Genomic DNA, 17,740 nt, shown 5'->3' on the forward strand with positions numbered 1-17,740 from the left:
AGCTTGAGCGCTTTTCTCAGCTCCCCGAGGTTCTCCCCGGCAGTCGGTGGCGCCGACCCTCCTATGACATGAATTCACTCAGTAGAAGTATCAGCACCTGTGGACACTGTGGACAACTCCCTCTTACGCGCCGGTAGCCAGGGCAGATGGACCTCTCCAGGGTGTGGACCACGTGTGCACCCGGAGCGGTGCCTCCGGGTCCGCCTGGGTAAGCACATGCATGTAGTTCACATCCGTCCACCCGATCGTCTTCACTTGTCCACCAGTTTATCCCCAGTGTGGTCCTGTTGTCCCCAACCTTATCCACAGCTGTGCATAGACGGTTCTATAGACGGTGCTGTTGTTTGATGCGGTTTGTTAATTCGGTGACCTGGGTATAGACAGCCCGACGTTCGGCCATCTGGGTTCGAATCTTCTTGTTCGCATGCATGACTGTGGTGTGGTCGCGGCCGCCGAATGCCTGGCCGATCTTCGGCAGCGACAGATCGGTGAGTTCCCGGCACAGGTACATCGCGATCTGGCGTGCGGTGGTCAGAGTCCGCGAACGCGAGGTGCCGCACAGGTCGTCAAGGGTGAGGCTGAAGTAGGCCGCAGTCTGACCCATGATGTCGGCAGCCGTGATGGTCGGCGTCTCGTCCTGGGTGATGAAGTCCTTGAGGACGGTCTCGGCGAGGCTGACGTCGACGAGCTGGTCGTTGAGGTTGGCGAAGGCGGTGACGCGGATGAGTGCGCCTTCGAGCTCGCGGATGTTCGACGACACTCGCGAGGCGATGTATTCGAGGACGTCGTCGGGAACGTCGAGCTGTTCGCCGGCGGCCTTGCGCCGCAGGATGGCGAATCGGGTCTCCATGTCAGGAGGCTGGACGTCAGTGAGCAGACCCCATTCGAAACGAGAGCGGAGCCGTTCCTCGAAGCCCTTGAGCATCTTCGGCGGCTGATCGGAGGTGATGACGACCTGTTTGGCCTCGTTGTGCAGAGCATTGAACGTGTGGAAGAACTCCTCGACGGTTGCGTCCTTGCCCTGGAGGAACTGGATGTCGTCGATCATCAGGATGTCGACCTCCCGGTAGCGGCGTTGGAAGGCCGGCCGGAGGGAGTTCGAAGTGCGCGACGAGCCGATCGTGTTGATGAAGTCGTTGACGAACTCTTCGCTCGAGACGTACTTGACCCGGATCTCCGGGAACAGCTGCGTCGCGTAGTAGCCGATCGCGTGGAGCAGGTGGGTCTTGCCCAGCCCGGAGTCCCCGTAGATGAAGAGGGGGTTGTAGGCCTTGGCCGGGGCTTCGGCCACGGCGAAGGCGGCAGCATGGGCGAAGCGGTTGGAGGCGCCGATGACGAAGGTGTCGAAGGTGTACTTCGGGTTGAGCTGAGCCACGCCGGGGACTTCCGCGCTCGGAGCCTCCGGAGCGACCGCCTCGGTGGTCATGGTTCCTCCACCGAAGTTATCCACAGCTGTGGGAGAAGAGGCTGCAGCCGCGGGAGTGTGGCGTGAAGTGGGACGGATGGTGCGATCGCGCGTGATGTCCACAGGCTCGAACGCCGACGGCTGGGGACGATCCCACTCCTGTGGCTGACCCGGCGCATTCGAACCGTTCTGCCCCGGACCGGGAGTCGGGGACGGCAGAGCCGCCGCTGGAGTCTCATGGCTGAGGGCGGAGTGGGGGGTGGGCTCCCCGATGAGCTCTTCGAATCGAATGGGGACGTCGAGGTCCGGCTCGACGACGAACCCGAAGGTCACATCGAAACCTAACACTCGTGAGAACTCCCTGGTGAGAGGCTCACGTAAGCGAGTTTCGATGGTGCGGCGAGTGTGCTCGTCACGCACCGCAAGGAGGACGAGCGCGTTGTCGATGAGGGCTTTGGGGAGTGCGAGGAACAGGAATCCCTTCTGGTGGGCCGTCAGGCCGGCGTCCTGCTCCAGGGTCGAGACCACCGTCCGCCATTGGCTGATGAGCTCATTCTTGGAATTCGGCAATCTTCCTCCACGTTCGCACTGCGTCACTGGTGCAATCCACACCTGTGCATGACATCCACATAGTTTTCCACAGTTTGTGGAACAGTGGCGAGCCGGCGCAGTGATGCTCCACATATCGTGGATAAGGATGTGGAAAACTACACTGTTGTGACTTGTGGACACGGGAGCGTCGCCTCCCGACAGTTGTCCGGAAGACGTCCCGGCGGGCACTCCGACGGGTGACCGGAGCCATGAGGCGACGGTTTGACCATCAACTTCGGCATTCGCTAAGATGGAGTGTCCTGTGTGCTGGGCTTCATTCGCTTCTCTTTAAGCTCTAATGCACAGGAGTGCTCGGCGGTCGAGACTCGTACCGCCGTTTTTTGTGAGAACGCACTGTCGTTCACCGGCGACCTAGATATCGGAGACTTGAAGTGAGTAAGCGTACTTTCCAGCCCAACAACCGCAAGCGTGCCAAGAAGCACGGTTTCCGTCTGCGGATGCGCACCCGTGCCGGTCGCGCCATCCTGGCTTCGCGTCGTCGTAAGGGACGTACCGAAGTCTCGGCATAAGACGTGATCCCCGCAGCGCATCGGATCAGGATCGGCGAGGACTTCAAGAGAGTCTTCAAAGCCGGAGTCCGTGTGCGCTCGGAGCACCTGATGGCGCATTGCCTGTCAGACACTGATGATTCCCACGCTGCTCGCGTGGGTTTCATCGTATCCAAGGCCGTTGGCAATGCCGTCAGGCGCAACCGTGTGAAGAGACGACTGCGGGAGATCATGCACAGCCGGCTCGAGGAGCTGGAACCTGGATGCCTGTTCGTCATCCGGGCTCAGCCGAACGCCACCGAGGCGGACTTCGCTCAGCTCGAATCCGAAGTGACCATGCTGCTGACCAAAGCGCGCAGAAAGCTCCTGGACCGTGGACGCCGAGCATGATCTGAAACACGAATCGGAGGTCCCGCGCCGTCCGCATGGATTCTGGCCCAGCCTCTGGTGGTTGATCCGGATCGGTCCGCGGTTTCCGTTCGTCTGGTTCATCCGGGCCTACCGCAAAGTGATCTCGCCCCTCTATGGGCAGGTCTGCCGGTACTACCCGAGCTGCTCGATGTACGGCCTCGAGGCCTTCGAGATACACGGAGTTCTCAAGGGGATGGTGTTGACTGGGTGGCGGATACTGCGGTGCAACCCCTTCTCACACGGCGGGGTGGACCATGTTCCCGGTTCGGCCCGTCAGGCACGGTCGGAGACGATGCGCTTCTGAACGGGAATCCTCGCAGAGACCCGGTGAGAGGCTGCTTCTCTCTGGTCGGTGATGCGGTCGCTCGTCCCCGGCGGCATGCTTCGGATCGCGCTGAATTGCGGGGTCATCGGCGAAACCGGGTGCAGCGAACCGGTGTCGCAACGGACAGACAAGAATGGCAAAATGAACGATCGTGAAGAATCGTTGTAACGAGGAGATCTGAATGGACTGGTTTGACAAGCTGCTCTACCCCCTGCAGTGGGTGGTTGCTTGGATCCTCGCGATCTTCCACGAGATCTTCACATCGATCGGTCTGCCGGCGGACAACGGGTGGACCTGGGTGCTCTCCATCGCGGGACTGACTCTCGTCATCCGCGCCGTGCTGATCCCTCTGTTCGTCTACCAGATCAAAGCTCAGCGCAAGATGCAGCTGCTCCAGCCGGAGATCCAGCGTCTGCAGGCCAAGTACAAGGGTAAGAAGGACCAGTACTCGCGTCAGGCGATGGCCGAAGAGCAGATGGCCCTGTTCAAGGACAACAAGACGAGTCCGTGGGCTTCCTGTCTGCCGCTGCTCGTGCAGATGCCGATCTTCTTCTCGCTCTTCCGCGTCATCCACAACATGCCGAAGGTCGCCAACGGCGACATCGGAAACATCGGAGGCTTCACCCAGAACCTGGCGATCCAGGCTGAGCAGTCCTCGGTGTTCGGGATCTCCCTGTCGGCTGTCTTCACCGATCCCGGCATCGGCGTCAAGCTGCTCACCGGTGTCCTCATCGTCATCATGGCGGCCACCATGTTCGTCACCCAGAAGCAGATGATGGCGAAGAACATGTCGGAAGCCGCGATGGCGAACCCGATGATGCAGTCGCAGAAGATGCTTCTCTACATCATGCCGATCGTCTTCGGCGTCGGCGGCATCTACTTCCCGCTCGGTGTTCTCTTCTACTGGCTGGTCTCCAACACCTGGACCATGGTTCAGCAGCACATCGTCATCCGCAATATGCCGGCTCCCGGTTCCAAGGCTGAGAAGGAGATGCTCGAGCGCAAGGCGCGCAAGGGCAAGGCCATCAAGCAGCCTGAGGTCAACGGATCTGTCGCGGAGAAGGCACCAGAGGTTACGAAGCCCACTGGGCAGCGGCCGCAGCCGGTGAGCAAGAATCGTAAGAAGAACAAGAAGCGCTGAGGAAGAACATGACTGAAGAGATCGTGGAAGACACGGCTGCGAAGCCGACCAGGGCGGAGCTCCTCGAAGAAGAGGGCGAGATCGCAGCGGACTACCTCGAAGAGTTGATGGACCTCGCAGACATCGATGGTGACATCGACATCGACGTCGCTGACGGTCGCGCCCAGCTCTCGATCGTGTGCGAAGACCAGGACGACTCGAACCTGCGCACTCTCGTCGGGCGCGACGGCAAGACGTTGAGCGCGCTCCAGGAGCTCTGCCGTCTGGCCGTGCAGACCAGCACCGGCCAGCGGTCGTGGCTGATGCTCGACATCGACGGCTTCCGGTCCAGTCGCCGTGATGAGCTGATCAAGAAGGCTCAGAAGGCGATCGAGGATGTGAAGGAGACCGGCGAGACCTTCGTGTTCCCGCCGATGAACAGCTTCGAGCGGAAGATCATCCACGATCAGGTCGCACACTCGGGACTGATTTCCGAATCCGAAGGTGAAGGAGACGGTCGCCACGTGATCGTCCGTTCCGCCGATGACTGATTTGTCCGCGCTCGAGGTTCCTCCAAACGGAACGAAAGAGTACTTCGGGGATGCGTTCGGCAGGGCCGAGCGTTACGCCGAGCACCTTGCGACGACCGGGATCGAATGGGGTCTGATCGGTCCTCGCGAAGTCGACAGGCTGTGGACGAGGCACATTCTCAACTGCGCCGTCGTCGCCGAGTTCATCCACGATGGTGACGTCGTCGGGGATGTGGGCAGCGGCGCCGGACTACCGGGCATTCCCATTGCACTGCTTCGCCCTCAGGCGCAGGTCGTGCTGATCGAGCCCATGGAACGACGCGTCGAATGGCTGAAGATGGTCGTCGACGATCTTGGCCTGGACAATGTCCGCATCGTCCGCGCCAGGGTGGAAGAGCTCATCGACGAGGAGATGTTCACCGTCGTGACCGCTCGGGCTGTCAAGGCGATGACGACGCTGATCGAATGGACCCATGAGGTCGTGGGTCCTCAGGGCCGGATACTGGCGCTCAAGGGAGCGTCGGTGGAGGCTGAGCTGGCGAAGACGAAGAAGCTGCTGAAACGGTATCGTTTTGGTCAGCCGACGATCCATGTCGTGGATGGGGGCGGAATCCTTGATGTGCCGAGCCGCGTAGTGGAAATCGTAAAGAAATAGATCAAAGCAAATCTGGTTTAGGCTGAGTAGAGCTTTGTGAACCCAATGGATGATGGAGTGCGCCGAATGCCGATCATGGACGAGTCGTCTCCCATAGGTGCTGCTATTGCGCGCGACAACCGCCGTGCCGACCGCCTGTCGCAGGTGGATTTTCCGAAGCCGGATACGACTCGAGTGTTCACGATCGCCAATCAGAAGGGCGGCGTCGGCAAGACCACTACCGCGGTGAACATCGCTGCCGCACTGGCGAAGCAGAACCTCAACGTCCTGGTCATCGACATCGACCCGCAGGGAAACGCCAGCACTGCGTTGGGCATCGACCATTATTCGGAAGTCACCAGCATCTACGACGTCATCATCGATGACGTGCCGATGTGTGAGGCCGTGGCGCAGTGTCCAGATTTCGAGTCCCTGAAATGTGTGCCCGCGACGATCGATCTGGCGGGCGCCGAGATCGAGCTGGTGTCGTTGGTAGCGCGCGAACAGCGCCTCCACCGGTCCCTGGGCCAATACCTCGATGAAGAGGCCGCGGACGGAGCTCGAGTGGACTATGTCATCATCGACTGCCCGCCCAGCCTCGGCCTGTTGACCGTCAACGCCTTCGTCGCGGCTCGAGAGGTGCTCATCCCCATCCAGTGCGAGTACTACGCGCTGGAGGGCCTGAGCCAGCTGCTGAAGAACATCCAGCTGATCCAGAAGCACCTCAATCCGAGTCTGTCGATCTCGACGATCCTGTTGACGATGTACGACGGCAGGACCAACCTGAGTGCGCAGGTCGCCGACGACGTCCGCACCCATTTCCCCGAACAGGTTCTGCGAACCTCCATCCCCCGATCGGTGCGAATCTCCGAGGCTCCCAGCTATGGGCAGACCGTGATCTCGTACGATCCTCATTCCAGTGGCGCTTTGTCTTATCGGGAAGCTGCCGAAGAAATCGCTATTCGAGGAGTAAAGCGTGGCTGAACGCAGGAAGCGCGGTCTGGGACGGGGTCTGGGCGCGTTGATCCCGGATGCGGCCGCGAGTGAACGTCCGGTGGACGTGTTCTTCTCCGGTGGTGAGGCAGAAGAGCCCAAAGCCGGCGCTGAAGACGCAAAACCGGCTCGCAGTGCGCGGACTGATCCAGCAGCGTCGATGCAGTCCTCGCGACGCCGGAAGGCCAAGAACGGCTCCAGCACCAAGGTGGCAGCCGGCGAGTCGACGACGAACAAGGCAGACTCCTCCAAAGAGACTTCCAAGGCAACCACCTCCAAGACGACGACTTCGAAGTCATCGACTGCTGAGTCAGCTGGGGGGAAGTCGCGGAGCTCCAAGGCCGCTACTGGTCAATCCACGACGTCCAAGTCCTCCGGGACCAAGTCGAAGACGGGGACCGATGGCACCGAATCCAAGAAGCGACCGGCGACTGGCTCGGCACTGAATGCCGCATCCAGCGAGACGGCGGCCGACAAGGCCACGGCCGGCGAGACTGTGGCCGAAAACGCTATGACCGCCGAGGCTGCGGCCGGCGAGACTGTGAAGACGTCCTCAGGGGCGGCAACGAGTCCCGAGGTGTCTGACAGCTCAATATCAGCCCCGGAATCGGACAGAACTGATTCGACTGACGAGGGGGGCACCGCGAGCCGGAAGGACGCTTCTGAGCCTGGTGTCGAATCACCCGTGGCCGATACAGCTGTTGAGTCTGGTGACGGCGATGGGAAGCCTGGTGAAAGCGATGAACCCGCCACGACGTCGGCTCGCGAAGCCGATTTCGACGCTGAGGTTCTCGAGACTCATCCCGGCGTATACCGTTCGGCGTCGGAGGCCCCTACTCACGCAGCTACTGAAAATCGCGGTGGTACTACGGAAGTTGTACCACCTGCTGACTCGACCGACGACGTATCGGATCTCGGGTCGGCATCGGCAGACCCTGCCGACGGAGTTGCGGCCGCTGCCGACGGAGTTGCAGACGCTGCTGTTGCTTCTTCGAGAATCGAGTCCTCCCGCGGCAGCGCTGTGGACACCGAGGTTACGGGTGATGCAACGAACCCGGTGAGTTCGGAGTCGACGGAATTGGGTTCTGACTCCTCTCTGCAGTCTTCCGAGGACAGCAGCGACGATGGCGACGACGACGATGGCCACGGCGACGATGGGGAGGACGCCGATGGCGACGACGATGGCGTCGCATCGATCGCAGACACTGAATACGGCGAAGTCGATGTCGAACTCATCGACCCGAACCCACGTCAGCCGCGTACGGTGTTCGACGAGGACCAGCTGGCAGAACTCGTCCACAGCATCCGCGAAATCGGGGTGCTGCAGCCTGTCGTGGTACGTCAGAAGCCCGGAGAGTCTCCACGTTATGAGCTCATCATGGGTGAGCGGCGACTTCGAGCGACGAAAGAAGCCGGCCTCGCGACGATTCCCGCTATCATCCGGCATGTCGATGACACCGACCTCCTGCGGGATGCTCTCCTGGAGAACCTGCATCGAGCTGAACTGAATCCTTTGGAGGAGGCAGCGGCGTATGGTCAGCTGCTGGAAGACTTCGGATGTACACAGGAAGAACTGTCCGAGCGGATCGGACGTTCGCGCCCTCAGATCTCGAACACTCTGCGTCTCCTGCGTCTCCCACCTCTCGTGCAACGGCGAGTGGCTGCGGGAGTCATCTCCGCTGGTCACGCCCGCGCTATCCTCGGGCTCAAGAACCCGGAGCACATGGAAGTTCTTGCTCAGCGCATCGTGGCTGAGGGAATGTCTGTCAGGGCGTCCGAAGAGGCAGTGGTGCTTCTCAACCGTGGCGACGCCGTTAACGTTTCACGTGGAACGTCCCGGGTGGCGCCCGAGTTCATTGAAGTTGCAGAACGCTTGGGCGACAGGCTGGAGACGAAGGTCAACATCACAGTGGGTAAGCGCAAGGGAAAGCTGAGCGTGGAATTCGCTAATCAGGAAGATTTGGACAGGATCCTGTCCATCCTGGGAATCGATCACTCCGAACGCTGACTCACGTCGTAGCGCTGCAGCTGCGGATAGCCCCTTATCCTTGGCGGATGAGGGGCTTTTTGCACGCGTCTGGAACTCGCTTCCGCTTCGACGGCGAGAGTGCACGGATACATTTTCGAGCGCCTAAAAGGTCGACGTTGCTGCCTGCGGACCTGGCGCGCGTAGTTGTCGTTCCGGATTCTTGTATCTCCCGCTCCCGTTCCACGTGAAACATCGTGATCCGCTTCTCACTCCACCTAGTTCGACGAGGATGGTGATCGGAGGTGCGTTCCTATTCCTTCACCTGGCCACCTCGGCATTTTCTCGAAGGCCCCGGCCGTCATTTCCTCTGTCGCGCGTCTGCAAAACCGCATGCGGTATTTTCGGACGTGCGTCATCTCTGGCCTGACCGGTACGAATCTTCCTGCTGGTATCCGATTCCCACGACGTTCGATCACCGAACGGCGGCGTTAATCCGGATCCTTTAGACTCCATTCCACGGCCAGGCGTAGCATTGCAAATACGGGGTCCTAGTGCGCTTGCCCGTTTGTCTTCTGGATACCGAAGGAAGCGCGCGCACCGCTTCATTTGCAAGGGCCACCGAATGGAGGTTCACCAGACTCCAGACGCGCCGTTTCACGTGGAACATGGACGTGCTTGGAGGTTCACCAGGCCCCCGGCGCGGCGTTCCAGGTGGAACATGGGGTTTCGCCATCTCGGCAAGGATTTTAGCTATTACCGGTGATTGTAGAGACCGGACGCTACGAGCCGCTTGAGTCGCGTTTTCGTTCTCAGCGATGCGGGTCCACTGGGCACTCCAAAAAGGAGAGAACGTCAGGCTCAATTGCGTCGCTTGAACGCTGATTCCCAAGCCTCCCTTCGCGTACCCCAATCGGCTCGTGGTCTTAGTTGCTACCGATTTCACGTGTTACATGGACCACCCCCGATGCTCGGCTTAGTGGGCCAAATATGGCAACCCCTTCCGGTAGAGCGAGTTCGCTGCTTTTCCGCCCCGCCCGCCCCGTACTGGGCTGTTTCACGTGAAACAAATGGGGGTTGCAGTCATGGCGACGCGGGCTCCGTTGGAGCTGGACGAAACGCCGTTGAACTAGCTGCTACGCTCTCCGTGGGCGCATCTGCGTCTGAGGAGTCCAGTTGGGTTTTTGTGGGGTCGGATGCGAACCCGGACTCGTTGCAGTCCCGGATGGTTCCTGTGGTGGCACTTGAATAGTATTTGGTCAACAGCGTGTAGATAATGCTGTGGACCTTACTGCTCGTGTTTCGCTATGTATTCTCTTGAATTTGAGCCGGTTAGACGTGGGCTAGTTCAACTAGCGCCCGGTGTTTCACGTGAAACGGCCGCCGTGTTTCACGCGAAGTTGTGGGGCCGAGGGCCAAATTGGCGCTCTGCTCTTGTTTCAACCAGGATACGCCGTCTCGGTTCACGCGAAACACTCGTTTCACGGGAAACCCCCGTTTCAAGCGAAAGACTCGCTTCACGCGCAACGCTCGCTTCACTCGAAAACTTGGGTCACGTTTATCGACAACGCCAACCGGCGCGTCTTCTACGGCACCCTGCCGGCGGGGAGACTAACTGGTAGGCCTGGGTTATCGTCAGCCAAATGATTCTACCGGGCGGCGACGGCTGTCTCCTGGCAGCTTTACTGAGTGCAACCGCCGCCCGGTGATCATTTCGTCCGTCCTGCGGGTTTGTCGCTTTGGGCATATTCTGAGCGCCGGCTAGGAAGTTTCACGTGGAACATCCGATGGTATTGAGAAGCAGCTGCTACTGGATCTGGGTGGCCTATTCTCTCAACTGCGACCACGGCCCTGTTTAGGACGTCTGTTTCCCTGACTGATGGTGTCAATCGCCGGCGAGAGCGGATACCGCCCGTCCCTAGCAAAGTTCGTGATTTGGTCAGCGAAGTTGGAATCTTGGCTCCTCCGTCCGCCGCGGTACCTCGTTACGCCTCGCTCGAGTTATCAAAACGGACTTGACCCTTCCAGCTGATTGATTTCGTTTAAACACAGAGCTGTCATCGCCGACTCAAGGGTTCTGGCAACGGCATGCATCGACTTCTACAACGATGGGTCGGCTGCTGGTCCTCTGGGGATGGGGATTTCCGGAACTAATACTATACCGCCACCCTCGCTTTCAACTTTCCAGTAGGTCTCTGCCACCTGTGAGCCGAGGCGTTACGTCTTCCTGTCAGCCATTCACCCTCTCGGACTTCTCGAACAATTCGTATAAACACCGATACCCCGGGTTCTCCCCGGCGGCGTTTCACGTGAAACACTCACATCAGGGACAGGAAAGGAGGATTGAGTGGTTCGCGTTTGTTGCTGTAGGTTTATGAGACCGCAGTAGCTACATGTTGGTGTATTTGACGGTTACGCGTAGGCTGACCGTCTTCCCTAATCGGGCCGGTGGTATCGAGCTCATTAGGACCTGTTATTGGTCTACTGCTGTGGGCAGTCGCGGATCGGGCGAACTGGCTGCCGGAATTCCCATTACGGGGTGGCGCTTCACGTGAAACACTGCTTTCAGAGGTGGACCTCTTCGCTGGTGGAGGCTTGCAGATATACCTGTCTCCGTGGGTTATAGGCATGTACTCCGGTACGGAGCTTGGGGAGGGGCGGCTGTTTGTGTTTCCGCGGCTGGCATGCGGCCCTGCGGTGCTCCTCCTGAGGTTGCAAGTCGTGAGCAGTGTTGGAGTACCACTTGGTCCTGTCGGTCCTGGGTAGCTGATCAAGTCAGTTTCGGCGTAGGTCGTGTTCCACGTGAAACGGGAAGACTCCTTCTCGTGGACGCGCCGCCAGACGGGTTCATACTGTGAGCGGCGGATAGCCGTTCCTCCTTGCCTACATCTCTCAGTTACCGGACGCTTCCTTCGGAGTGTTAGTTGTCCTTAGGTATTCAGCTTGCGTCCTTACGTGAGCTCGGACCTCGTGCCAATTGGGTCGCTTTCGCTACTCGCTTGTAATGCAGGATCCGGATCCGGCATTATCCAATCTGTGGAGCCTATGGCTGCTCAGCTTTTGTTTCACGTGAAACGGCTCCTGTCTCCTCTTCTGCGCCCGTCAACGCGCGTAGCCGGTCACTCCGCGCAAGTGAGTCACGTAACCGTTGGTGCGTACGTGGGGTACTAGTTTCAGGACGTGGTGGTCATGCGCAGCGGAAGCTGATGAGGGCATCATGGTATGCGCCGTAGCTTAGCAGGATCTATAAGCGCGTGAGGCAACCCGCTGTTGGTGTGGATCGCGTGCCTCATGTCACGGTCGTAAGGCTAGTAGAGTTCCCCACTCGTCAGTGCTTCACGTGGAACGTGGCAGCTCCGACGGCGCTGAAAAAAGGCAAATAGCGGCCTATACAACAACCCACTTCCGTAGCAGCGCGGCAGTAGGCCCTGTACTACTTCTCACAATTCTGAACTGGCTACAACGTGAACATCGGCTCTCTTAGTCGTTGTGGGTCTATTTCACAGCACCGGGCTCGCTGGCATCCGCTAATTGGTATTGCTGGGTGCCTGCCGCACGGCGCAGAGGAGAAACACGCATATCGGCGTGTACGGTTCTGGGGACCGCCAAGGGTTTGACGTGGCGCAGCTATACCTGCCGATCGGCGTGATCGACGTCGCAGCGATTCGCCCGTCTCGATTGTCAACGGGTGAGCGAAACCAGATGGAATGCCCCTGCGAGAGGGAGCAAGTTGCCTCTGACAAACCTTTGGGCGTTCTGCGACGAAGTATTATCGGAGCCCCAAGGTTGCGAGACTAACTGGTGTCGAGTTGGGAGTGCGTTCGTCGCGCATTCTGCGTTGCTACGGGATGGAACAGTGGGCTTCAGTGTGGCTCGTACTTAGTGCGTTTCACGTGAAACGGTCGATGCAGGACGACCGTCCTGTTTCACGTGGAACAGGACGCGAACTAGTCACTAGCCCGCGCGGCCATCTGTGCCGCTGAGCGCTGGGCGCGAGTATTCAACTGTGCCCGGCTCGAGGCCTGACTACAATGCGGTGGGTCCAGGCCGAACGGAGCCGGCGCACTCCACGCTCAGTTGTAGGCCTTGATCGCTTCAATGCTGAGCGTGCCGGTCTCCGGATCGGCATCTTCTTTGACGTGGAGCCGCTGCAGTGCCGCGGCGATTCCTACTGCCATCGCATCTCTGACCTGGGCGTCCTCAAGGTTCTGGAGATCATCCGGGTTAGTCAGGTAGCCCGCCACGACATGCACTTTTGGAGTCCTGAGTCGCTTCAATGAAGCCCAGGATCGTGCGTGTGTGCGGCAGTCTCGCATACCCGTCCGCACAGTGATCTCGCTCTGGATGAGCGAGGCCAGGCGCGCACCGATCGGTGAGTTCACGTTGGGGTGTTTCTCGTGCCCGAAGTAGAAGGAAGATACTCCATTGGCCTGCGGAGAGCGATTGACGTCGGCAGAAATCGTGATGACTGCCGAAGCACCGAGCTGATCAGCCTTGCTGACTTCAACAGATTTGCCGGAGACGACGATCGCTCCGGCACCGACGGCCTCCAAGCGGCCTGCCAATCGGCGGGCGATATCCTTGGTGATCTCCTCCTCCTTGGCCGACTGAGCCGGAGTCATCGGAAGAGCCACGAAATCTACAACTGTAGTTGCAGCTTCGATGACAAAGGTGCGTCCGACGAGCGATGTGCCTGAAGCAGCGACTCGGGCGGCTTCTTCGAGTGCGAACAGGTTGCCGGTGTCCTGCTGCCTGTCAATGGCTGAGAGCCCGCGCAGCGTCTGTGGCCCTGCCACCCCGTCCGCCTTCGCGCCCAAACTCTTCTGAAGCTCTTTGACGGCCGCTTCGGTCACATTGCGATATTCGGCATCGATGAGTCCCGCGTAGAAGCCGAGAGCGGCGAGACGCTGCTGAAGCTTCAGCACATCGTCGCCGGCGTACGGCTTGACGGGGTCGTAGCGGAGCACACGGTCTCCGAGCTGGTACCGGGCCCGTTCGAGTTCAGCGAATGTCTCTGAACCGAGCACGCCGTCACAGAGTATTCCCCGCATCTGCTGGAACTCCCGCAGGGCGAGCTCGAATTCTCTATCGAACGCTCCTGTTCCGGATTGGCCGACATTCAGACCCATGCGGGCCATCTGAGACTTGACGGTCGTCAGGACTTCAGAGGAATCGCCACGCATCAGGTGAGGGTGAGGTCGGTGTGTCAATTGCTTGCCAATCTGCTGTTCTGATCAGGAGGTCCGAGAACGCGGAAGGCGCCTGTTGAAGGTACAACAGGCGCCTGAGCGTTGGATCAGATGAATTCGGAGAGTTCATCCTCGAGGGCGGGCTTCGGCCGAGCCCCGATGATGGTCTTGGCGACCTCACCGTTCTTGAAGACATAGAGCGCGGGAATCGAGGTGATCCCGTAGGCGCTGGCGGTCTCCAGGTTCTCATCGGTGTTGACCTTGACGACTGTGAGCTTCTCAGCGTTCTCTTCAGCGATCTGGTCGACGATGGGGCTGACCATACGGCACGGTCCGCACCATGGGGCCCAGAAGTCGACCAGAACTGGCTTGTCGGACTTGAGCACGGTCTCTTCGAATGTGGCGTCGGTGACTTCGGTCGTCATGGCCTACCTTTCTTCAATCAATGTTCCCCCAAGGGAACAGCTGCGGAAGGGGTTTCATTCCCTCGCTCAGGAGCCTACAGGCGCCGTGACTGCCGCGTCGGTGACGTCGGCAGCTTGAGACTGCTTGGCTGCCGACTCCAGGTCGGCGAGGTAGTGCTCTGCGTCCAATGCTGCGGCACAGCCGGAGCCGGCGGCAGTGATGGCCTGACGGTACACCGAATCGATGACGTCACCCGCAGCGAAGACACCTTCGATTGAGGTCTTCGAGCTGCGGCCTTCGACCTTGAGGTATCCGTCGTCTCGCATGGGCAGCTGGTCAGCGAACAGGCTGGTGCGGGGATCGGAACCGATTGCCACGAACAGCCCGGTGACCGGAAGCTCGGAAGTCTCTCCGGTGACGGTGTTGCGAACCGTGATTCCGGTCAGTGACTCCTCACCATGGATCTCAGCCACCTCGCTGTCGAGGAGGAACTCAAGCTTCTCGTCGGCGCGGGCACGGTCCTGCATCGCCTGTGAAGCGCGCAGTTCCTGACGGCGGTGGATCAGTGTCACCTTGGAGGCGAAACGGGTGAGGAACGTGGCCTCCTCGAGTGCGGAGTCGCCGCCGCCGATCACAGCGATGTGCTGGTTGCGGAAGAAGAAGCCGTCGCAGGTGGCGCACCAGCTCACTCCGTGGCCGGAGAGCTTCTTCTCGTTGGGAAGGTTGAGCTCACGGTAGGCCGACCCTGTCGCGAGGATGACTGCCTTGGCCGTGTAGCGAGCCCCGAGCGCCGTTTCGATCTCGTGGGCACCGGGATTGAGCTTGAGGGTCTCGACATCGTCGTAGACCACCTCGGCGCCGAACCTCTCGGCCTGGGCGCGCATGTTCTCCATGAGCTCAGGACCCTGCACGCCTTCCGGGAACCCCGGGAAGTTCTCGACGTCGGTCGTGTTCATGAGCTCACCACCGGCAGTCACCGATCCGGCGATGATCACCGGTGAGAGATTGGCACGGGCCGCGTAGACGGCGGCCGTGTAACCGGCCGGACCCGACCCGATGATCACCAATTGAGTTTCAGTCATGTGCAGATGTCCTGTTCAGCTTCGTTCTCGATGCGCCGCCGGCGGAGCGGACGCGGATTGTCTGTCGTATATCTAACCGCCGTGCGGGTGGGGCTATTCCTCACGCGCACAGCGGTGAACTTGTCCGACTACTTGAATTCGACGGTGCTGATCGAGGCGCGGTAGCCACCCTCACCTTTTGGCAGCTTGGTGATCCAGAGGATCAGATTCTCCGTCTCCACACCATCGTCGAGCTCGACGGTGACTCCGTCCTTGTCGAATTCTCCCTCGCCCACCTTCTTGGCGTCCTCAGGGTCCGAGCCGTCGCGGATCTCGAAGGCACCGCCTGACGAGGACGACTTCACCTCGACCTCCTTGACCGTGGTCTTGTCCTTGAGCTCAAAATGCAGGCCGAGCCCCGATTTCAGGTTTCCGAAATCGGCGCTGTTGTAACGGTCGGTGCGCCACGATCCCTTTTCACCCGGGACGACTTTGTCGGCATTGCCGTCATTCTCACTGTTGTCCCCCTCGGGATCAAGGGCGGAGACCTTGTCGATCTCCGGAGGCGCCGCCTGGGGTTCCTCGGCGGGCTGTTCGGTTTCCTGGTCCGCTGGCTGCGCCGGCGACGGGGAATCCGCGACTGTGCCCGAATCGTCGCCCGAGTTCTGGTTGAACACGACGATCCCGATCACGAGCGCGGCGACGAGGATGACTGCCAGGAGGATCCACAGGAACGGCTTCTTCCGCCGCTCAGATGCGTCCGAGTCGGGTCCGGGTCCGCGCGTTCCGGTTCCTGCTGCACCGGGAGCTGCCCCGGTTCCTCCTGGGCCGGCACCAGCCGGAGTTGCACCTGTCGCGGCTGCTCCGACCCCGACCGCCGTTGCGCCGACGCCTGCCGCACCGACCGCAGCGGCCACTCGGGGCCGAGTGTCGCCACTCTGCTGCTCGGCAGCTCCTTGTGTCGAGACAGGCTGCGTCGACGCTCCTTGCGTCGAGGCTTGTGAGCCGGCCGCCGTTCGGTTCGTCACCGGGGCCTGTGGGGACATGGGTGCGGTGGACACGTCGTCGATGTCGCCGGGAGAGAGCCTGCGGACCTGTTTCGGTGGGGTGTGAGCGGTCTCCGCTCGCTTGCCCGCCGAGGCTGCTTCGAGGGCGGCGATGCGACGTCGAGCTTCCTCCTCCTTGGCCCGGGCGATGCGTCGTTCGCGCTCGTACTCACGCAGCTGGTGCTCACGCTGCTGCTCGTAGGTTTCGAACATGCCTCCGAGGAACCACGAACCGTCGTCCTCGTCATCCATGATCACCCGCGTGTCATTGTCGTCGTCCTCGGCGACGATGTCGAGCGCCTGGGTGTCCGGATCATTGGGATCCTGGGCGTCACGGTTCATGATCGGGGTCGTCATGTTGTCGTCATACTCGCGGTCGGCATAGCCGGAGTAGTCGGAATACGTCTGCTCCGGCTCCCATTCGTCCCATTCCTGGGCGGCGTTGTCGATCTGCGAGGCGCCGACGGGGAAACTCGAGGCCTCACGCATCTGCATCCGGTCCGCGTAGCGTCCGGTGGTCCTGCCCACCACTCCTGCGGCCAGACCGCGGGTGCCGGGGCGGGTGATGCCGATCCGCACCAGCGCCGCTTTGACCTGGTCCTCGCTGGCTGTGGCCTGCGAGCCGACCTCACCGATGGATTTCGACCTCGGGGTGGGAAGCCGAGTCGCCTCGTCGAAGCTTCGCGGAGCCTGGTTGAACAGGTTCTCGTTCTCGCGCACAGGCGCGGTGCTGACGTAGCGCAGGATCTGGGGGTCCCACTCGGCGAGGTATCCCAGGACCTCGGCCACCGAGCCCGGGCCCGGATCGACGCCGGTGAGGATCCCGGTGACGAAGTCGTCGACCGTTGTGGGCAGCGCCGGGTTGAGGGAACTCGCGCGGGCGATCCGCGAGTTCTCCCGGCCCGAGGGCGGAATCCCGCTGACCGCCTCGTCGCCGGGCCAATAGCCGGTCAGAGCCGCATAGAAGAGCCGGACCAGGTCAAGGGCGTCCTGCCGGGAGGCCTTCGTCGGAGTCCAGTCCTCGGCCTGGATCACTCCGGTGCCCAGCGCCAGGGCGGTGTCGATGCCAATGCCGGAGACGAGGACACTGCCCTTGGAGGTGATGCCGACGGTGCTCGGGCGCAGGAACATATGGAACAGTCCGCGACGGGCAGCCGCGACGAGGACAGTGCCGATCTCACCGATCAGGGCTCGGGCGGCATCGAGGGACATCGGTGTGCGCGGGATGATCTCCCCGAGCGGTGCGGCCGCGATGCGTTCGACGACGACGTAGTCGAGGCCGTTGGCCTGTCCGACGTCGAGCGTCGGGGCGATGCGGTGATCGCCGAGGATCGACACCCGCCTGGCCGCATCGAGCATGTCTCCGGACTTCTCGGCATCGGCGACGTGGATGAGAACGGGCTCGTCGAGAATGGCGTCGAGCGCGGTGCAGACAGCACCTGCCTCCGGGGCTTCCTCAATCCATGGACGGTCGATCGTCGATACAACATAACGACCGGCCACGACCATGCCGGGTTCGATATGGATCAGGGTGATCACCTCCGTGGGGACTGAG

General features: G+C 60.8%; 13 protein-coding genes. 8 read left to right on the plus strand and 5 right to left on the minus strand.

The window, feature by feature from the left end:
* Positions 1-325: 325 nt before the first annotated feature.
* Complete coding sequence (dnaA, locus tag RIT73_RS03875) at positions 326-1,975, minus strand: chromosomal replication initiator protein DnaA (protein WP_309130737.1); 1,650 nt, start codon at positions 1,973-1,975, stop codon at positions 326-328.
* A gap of 413 nt (positions 1,976-2,388) precedes the next feature.
* Between dnaA and rpmH the strand changes: the two genes are divergently transcribed.
* From rpmH to RIT73_RS03915, 8 genes are all read left to right on the plus strand, one after another.
* Positions 2,389-2,526 (plus strand): 50S ribosomal protein L34, encoded by a 138-nt coding sequence (rpmH, locus tag RIT73_RS03880; protein ID WP_309130738.1) that lies wholly within the window; start codon positions 2,389-2,391, stop codon positions 2,524-2,526.
* Between the two features lie 3 nt (positions 2,527-2,529).
* Positions 2,530-2,895, plus strand: a complete 366-nt coding sequence (gene rnpA, locus RIT73_RS03885) for a ribonuclease P protein component (RefSeq protein WP_309130739.1) — start codon at positions 2,530-2,532, stop codon at positions 2,893-2,895.
* A complete protein-coding gene (gene yidD / locus RIT73_RS03890; protein ID WP_309130740.1) occupies positions 2,879-3,220 on the plus strand; it encodes a membrane protein insertion efficiency factor YidD in 342 nt (113 codons plus the stop codon). Before rnpA ends, yidD begins: the two co-directional genes overlap by 17 nt.
* A gap of 202 nt (positions 3,221-3,422) precedes the next feature.
* Positions 3,423-4,382: a membrane protein insertase YidC gene (yidC, locus tag RIT73_RS03895; protein ID WP_309130741.1), complete on the plus strand. Its 960-nt coding sequence runs from the start codon at positions 3,423-3,425 to the stop codon at positions 4,380-4,382.
* A gap of 8 nt (positions 4,383-4,390) precedes the next feature.
* Entirely contained in the window at positions 4,391-4,912 is a 522-nt protein-coding gene (locus tag RIT73_RS03900; RefSeq protein ID WP_309130742.1) for a R3H domain-containing nucleic acid-binding protein, read from the plus strand.
* Positions 4,905-5,546 (plus strand): 16S rRNA (guanine(527)-N(7))-methyltransferase RsmG, encoded by a 642-nt coding sequence (rsmG, locus tag RIT73_RS03905; RefSeq protein WP_309130743.1) that lies wholly within the window; start codon positions 4,905-4,907, stop codon positions 5,544-5,546. Before RIT73_RS03900 ends, rsmG begins: the two co-directional genes overlap by 8 nt.
* Positions 5,547-5,612: 66 nt before the next feature.
* Positions 5,613-6,509, plus strand: coding sequence for an AAA family ATPase (locus RIT73_RS03910; RefSeq protein WP_309130744.1), 897 nt, complete (start codon positions 5,613-5,615; stop codon positions 6,507-6,509).
* Positions 6,510-6,579: 70 nt separating this feature from the next.
* Positions 6,580-8,526 carry a ParB/RepB/Spo0J family partition protein gene (locus RIT73_RS03915; RefSeq protein WP_309130745.1) on the plus strand — a complete coding sequence of 649 codons (1,947 nt, stop codon included), beginning with the start codon at positions 6,580-6,582 and terminating at the stop codon, positions 8,524-8,526.
* A gap of 4,031 nt (positions 8,527-12,557) precedes the next feature.
* Here the strand turns inward: RIT73_RS03915 and RIT73_RS03920 are convergent.
* The 4 genes from RIT73_RS03920 to RIT73_RS03935 form a co-directional block, all read right to left on the minus strand.
* Entirely contained in the window at positions 12,558-13,667 is a 1,110-nt protein-coding gene (locus tag RIT73_RS03920) for a peptidoglycan-binding protein (protein ID WP_309130746.1), read from the minus strand.
* A gap of 113 nt (positions 13,668-13,780) precedes the next feature.
* Positions 13,781-14,098: a thioredoxin gene (gene trxA / locus RIT73_RS03925; protein ID WP_309130747.1), complete on the minus strand. Its 318-nt coding sequence runs from the start codon at positions 14,096-14,098 to the stop codon at positions 13,781-13,783.
* A 66-nt stretch (positions 14,099-14,164) separates the two neighbouring features.
* Entirely contained in the window at positions 14,165-15,160 is a 996-nt protein-coding gene (gene trxB, locus RIT73_RS03930) for a thioredoxin-disulfide reductase (RefSeq protein ID WP_309130748.1), read from the minus strand.
* Between the two features lie 128 nt (positions 15,161-15,288).
* Entirely contained in the window at positions 15,289-17,724 is a 2,436-nt protein-coding gene (locus tag RIT73_RS03935) for a virulence factor MviN (RefSeq protein ID WP_309130749.1), read from the minus strand.
* Between the last annotated feature and the right edge of the window lie 16 nt (positions 17,725-17,740).

The sequence above is a fragment of the Brevibacterium sp. genome, from assembly GCF_031179145.1.
Taxonomy (GTDB): Bacteria; Actinomycetota; Actinomycetes; order Actinomycetales; family Brevibacteriaceae; genus Brevibacterium.

Excerpts from the sequence above, each read along its gene's own strand:
- yidC (WP_309130741.1), top strand. The coding sequence starts at position 3,423 with ATGGACTGGTTTGACAAGCTGCTCTACCCCCTGCAGTGGGTGGTTGCT.
- RIT73_RS03900 (WP_309130742.1), top strand. The coding sequence starts at position 4,391 with ATGACTGAAGAGATCGTGGAAGACACGGCTGCGAAGCCGACCAGGGCG.
- rsmG (WP_309130743.1), top strand. The coding sequence starts at position 4,905 with ATGACTGATTTGTCCGCGCTCGAGGTTCCTCCAAACGGAACGAAAGAG.
- RIT73_RS03910 (WP_309130744.1), top strand. The coding sequence starts at position 5,613 with ATGCCGATCATGGACGAGTCGTCTCCCATAGGTGCTGCTATTGCGCGC.
- RIT73_RS03920 (WP_309130746.1), bottom strand. The coding sequence starts at position 13,667 with ATGCGTGGCGATTCCTCTGAAGTCCTGACGACCGTCAAGTCTCAGATG.
- trxA (WP_309130747.1), bottom strand. The coding sequence starts at position 14,098 with ATGACGACCGAAGTCACCGACGCCACATTCGAAGAGACCGTGCTCAAG.
- trxB (WP_309130748.1), bottom strand. The coding sequence starts at position 15,160 with ATGACTGAAACTCAATTGGTGATCATCGGGTCGGGTCCGGCCGGTTAC.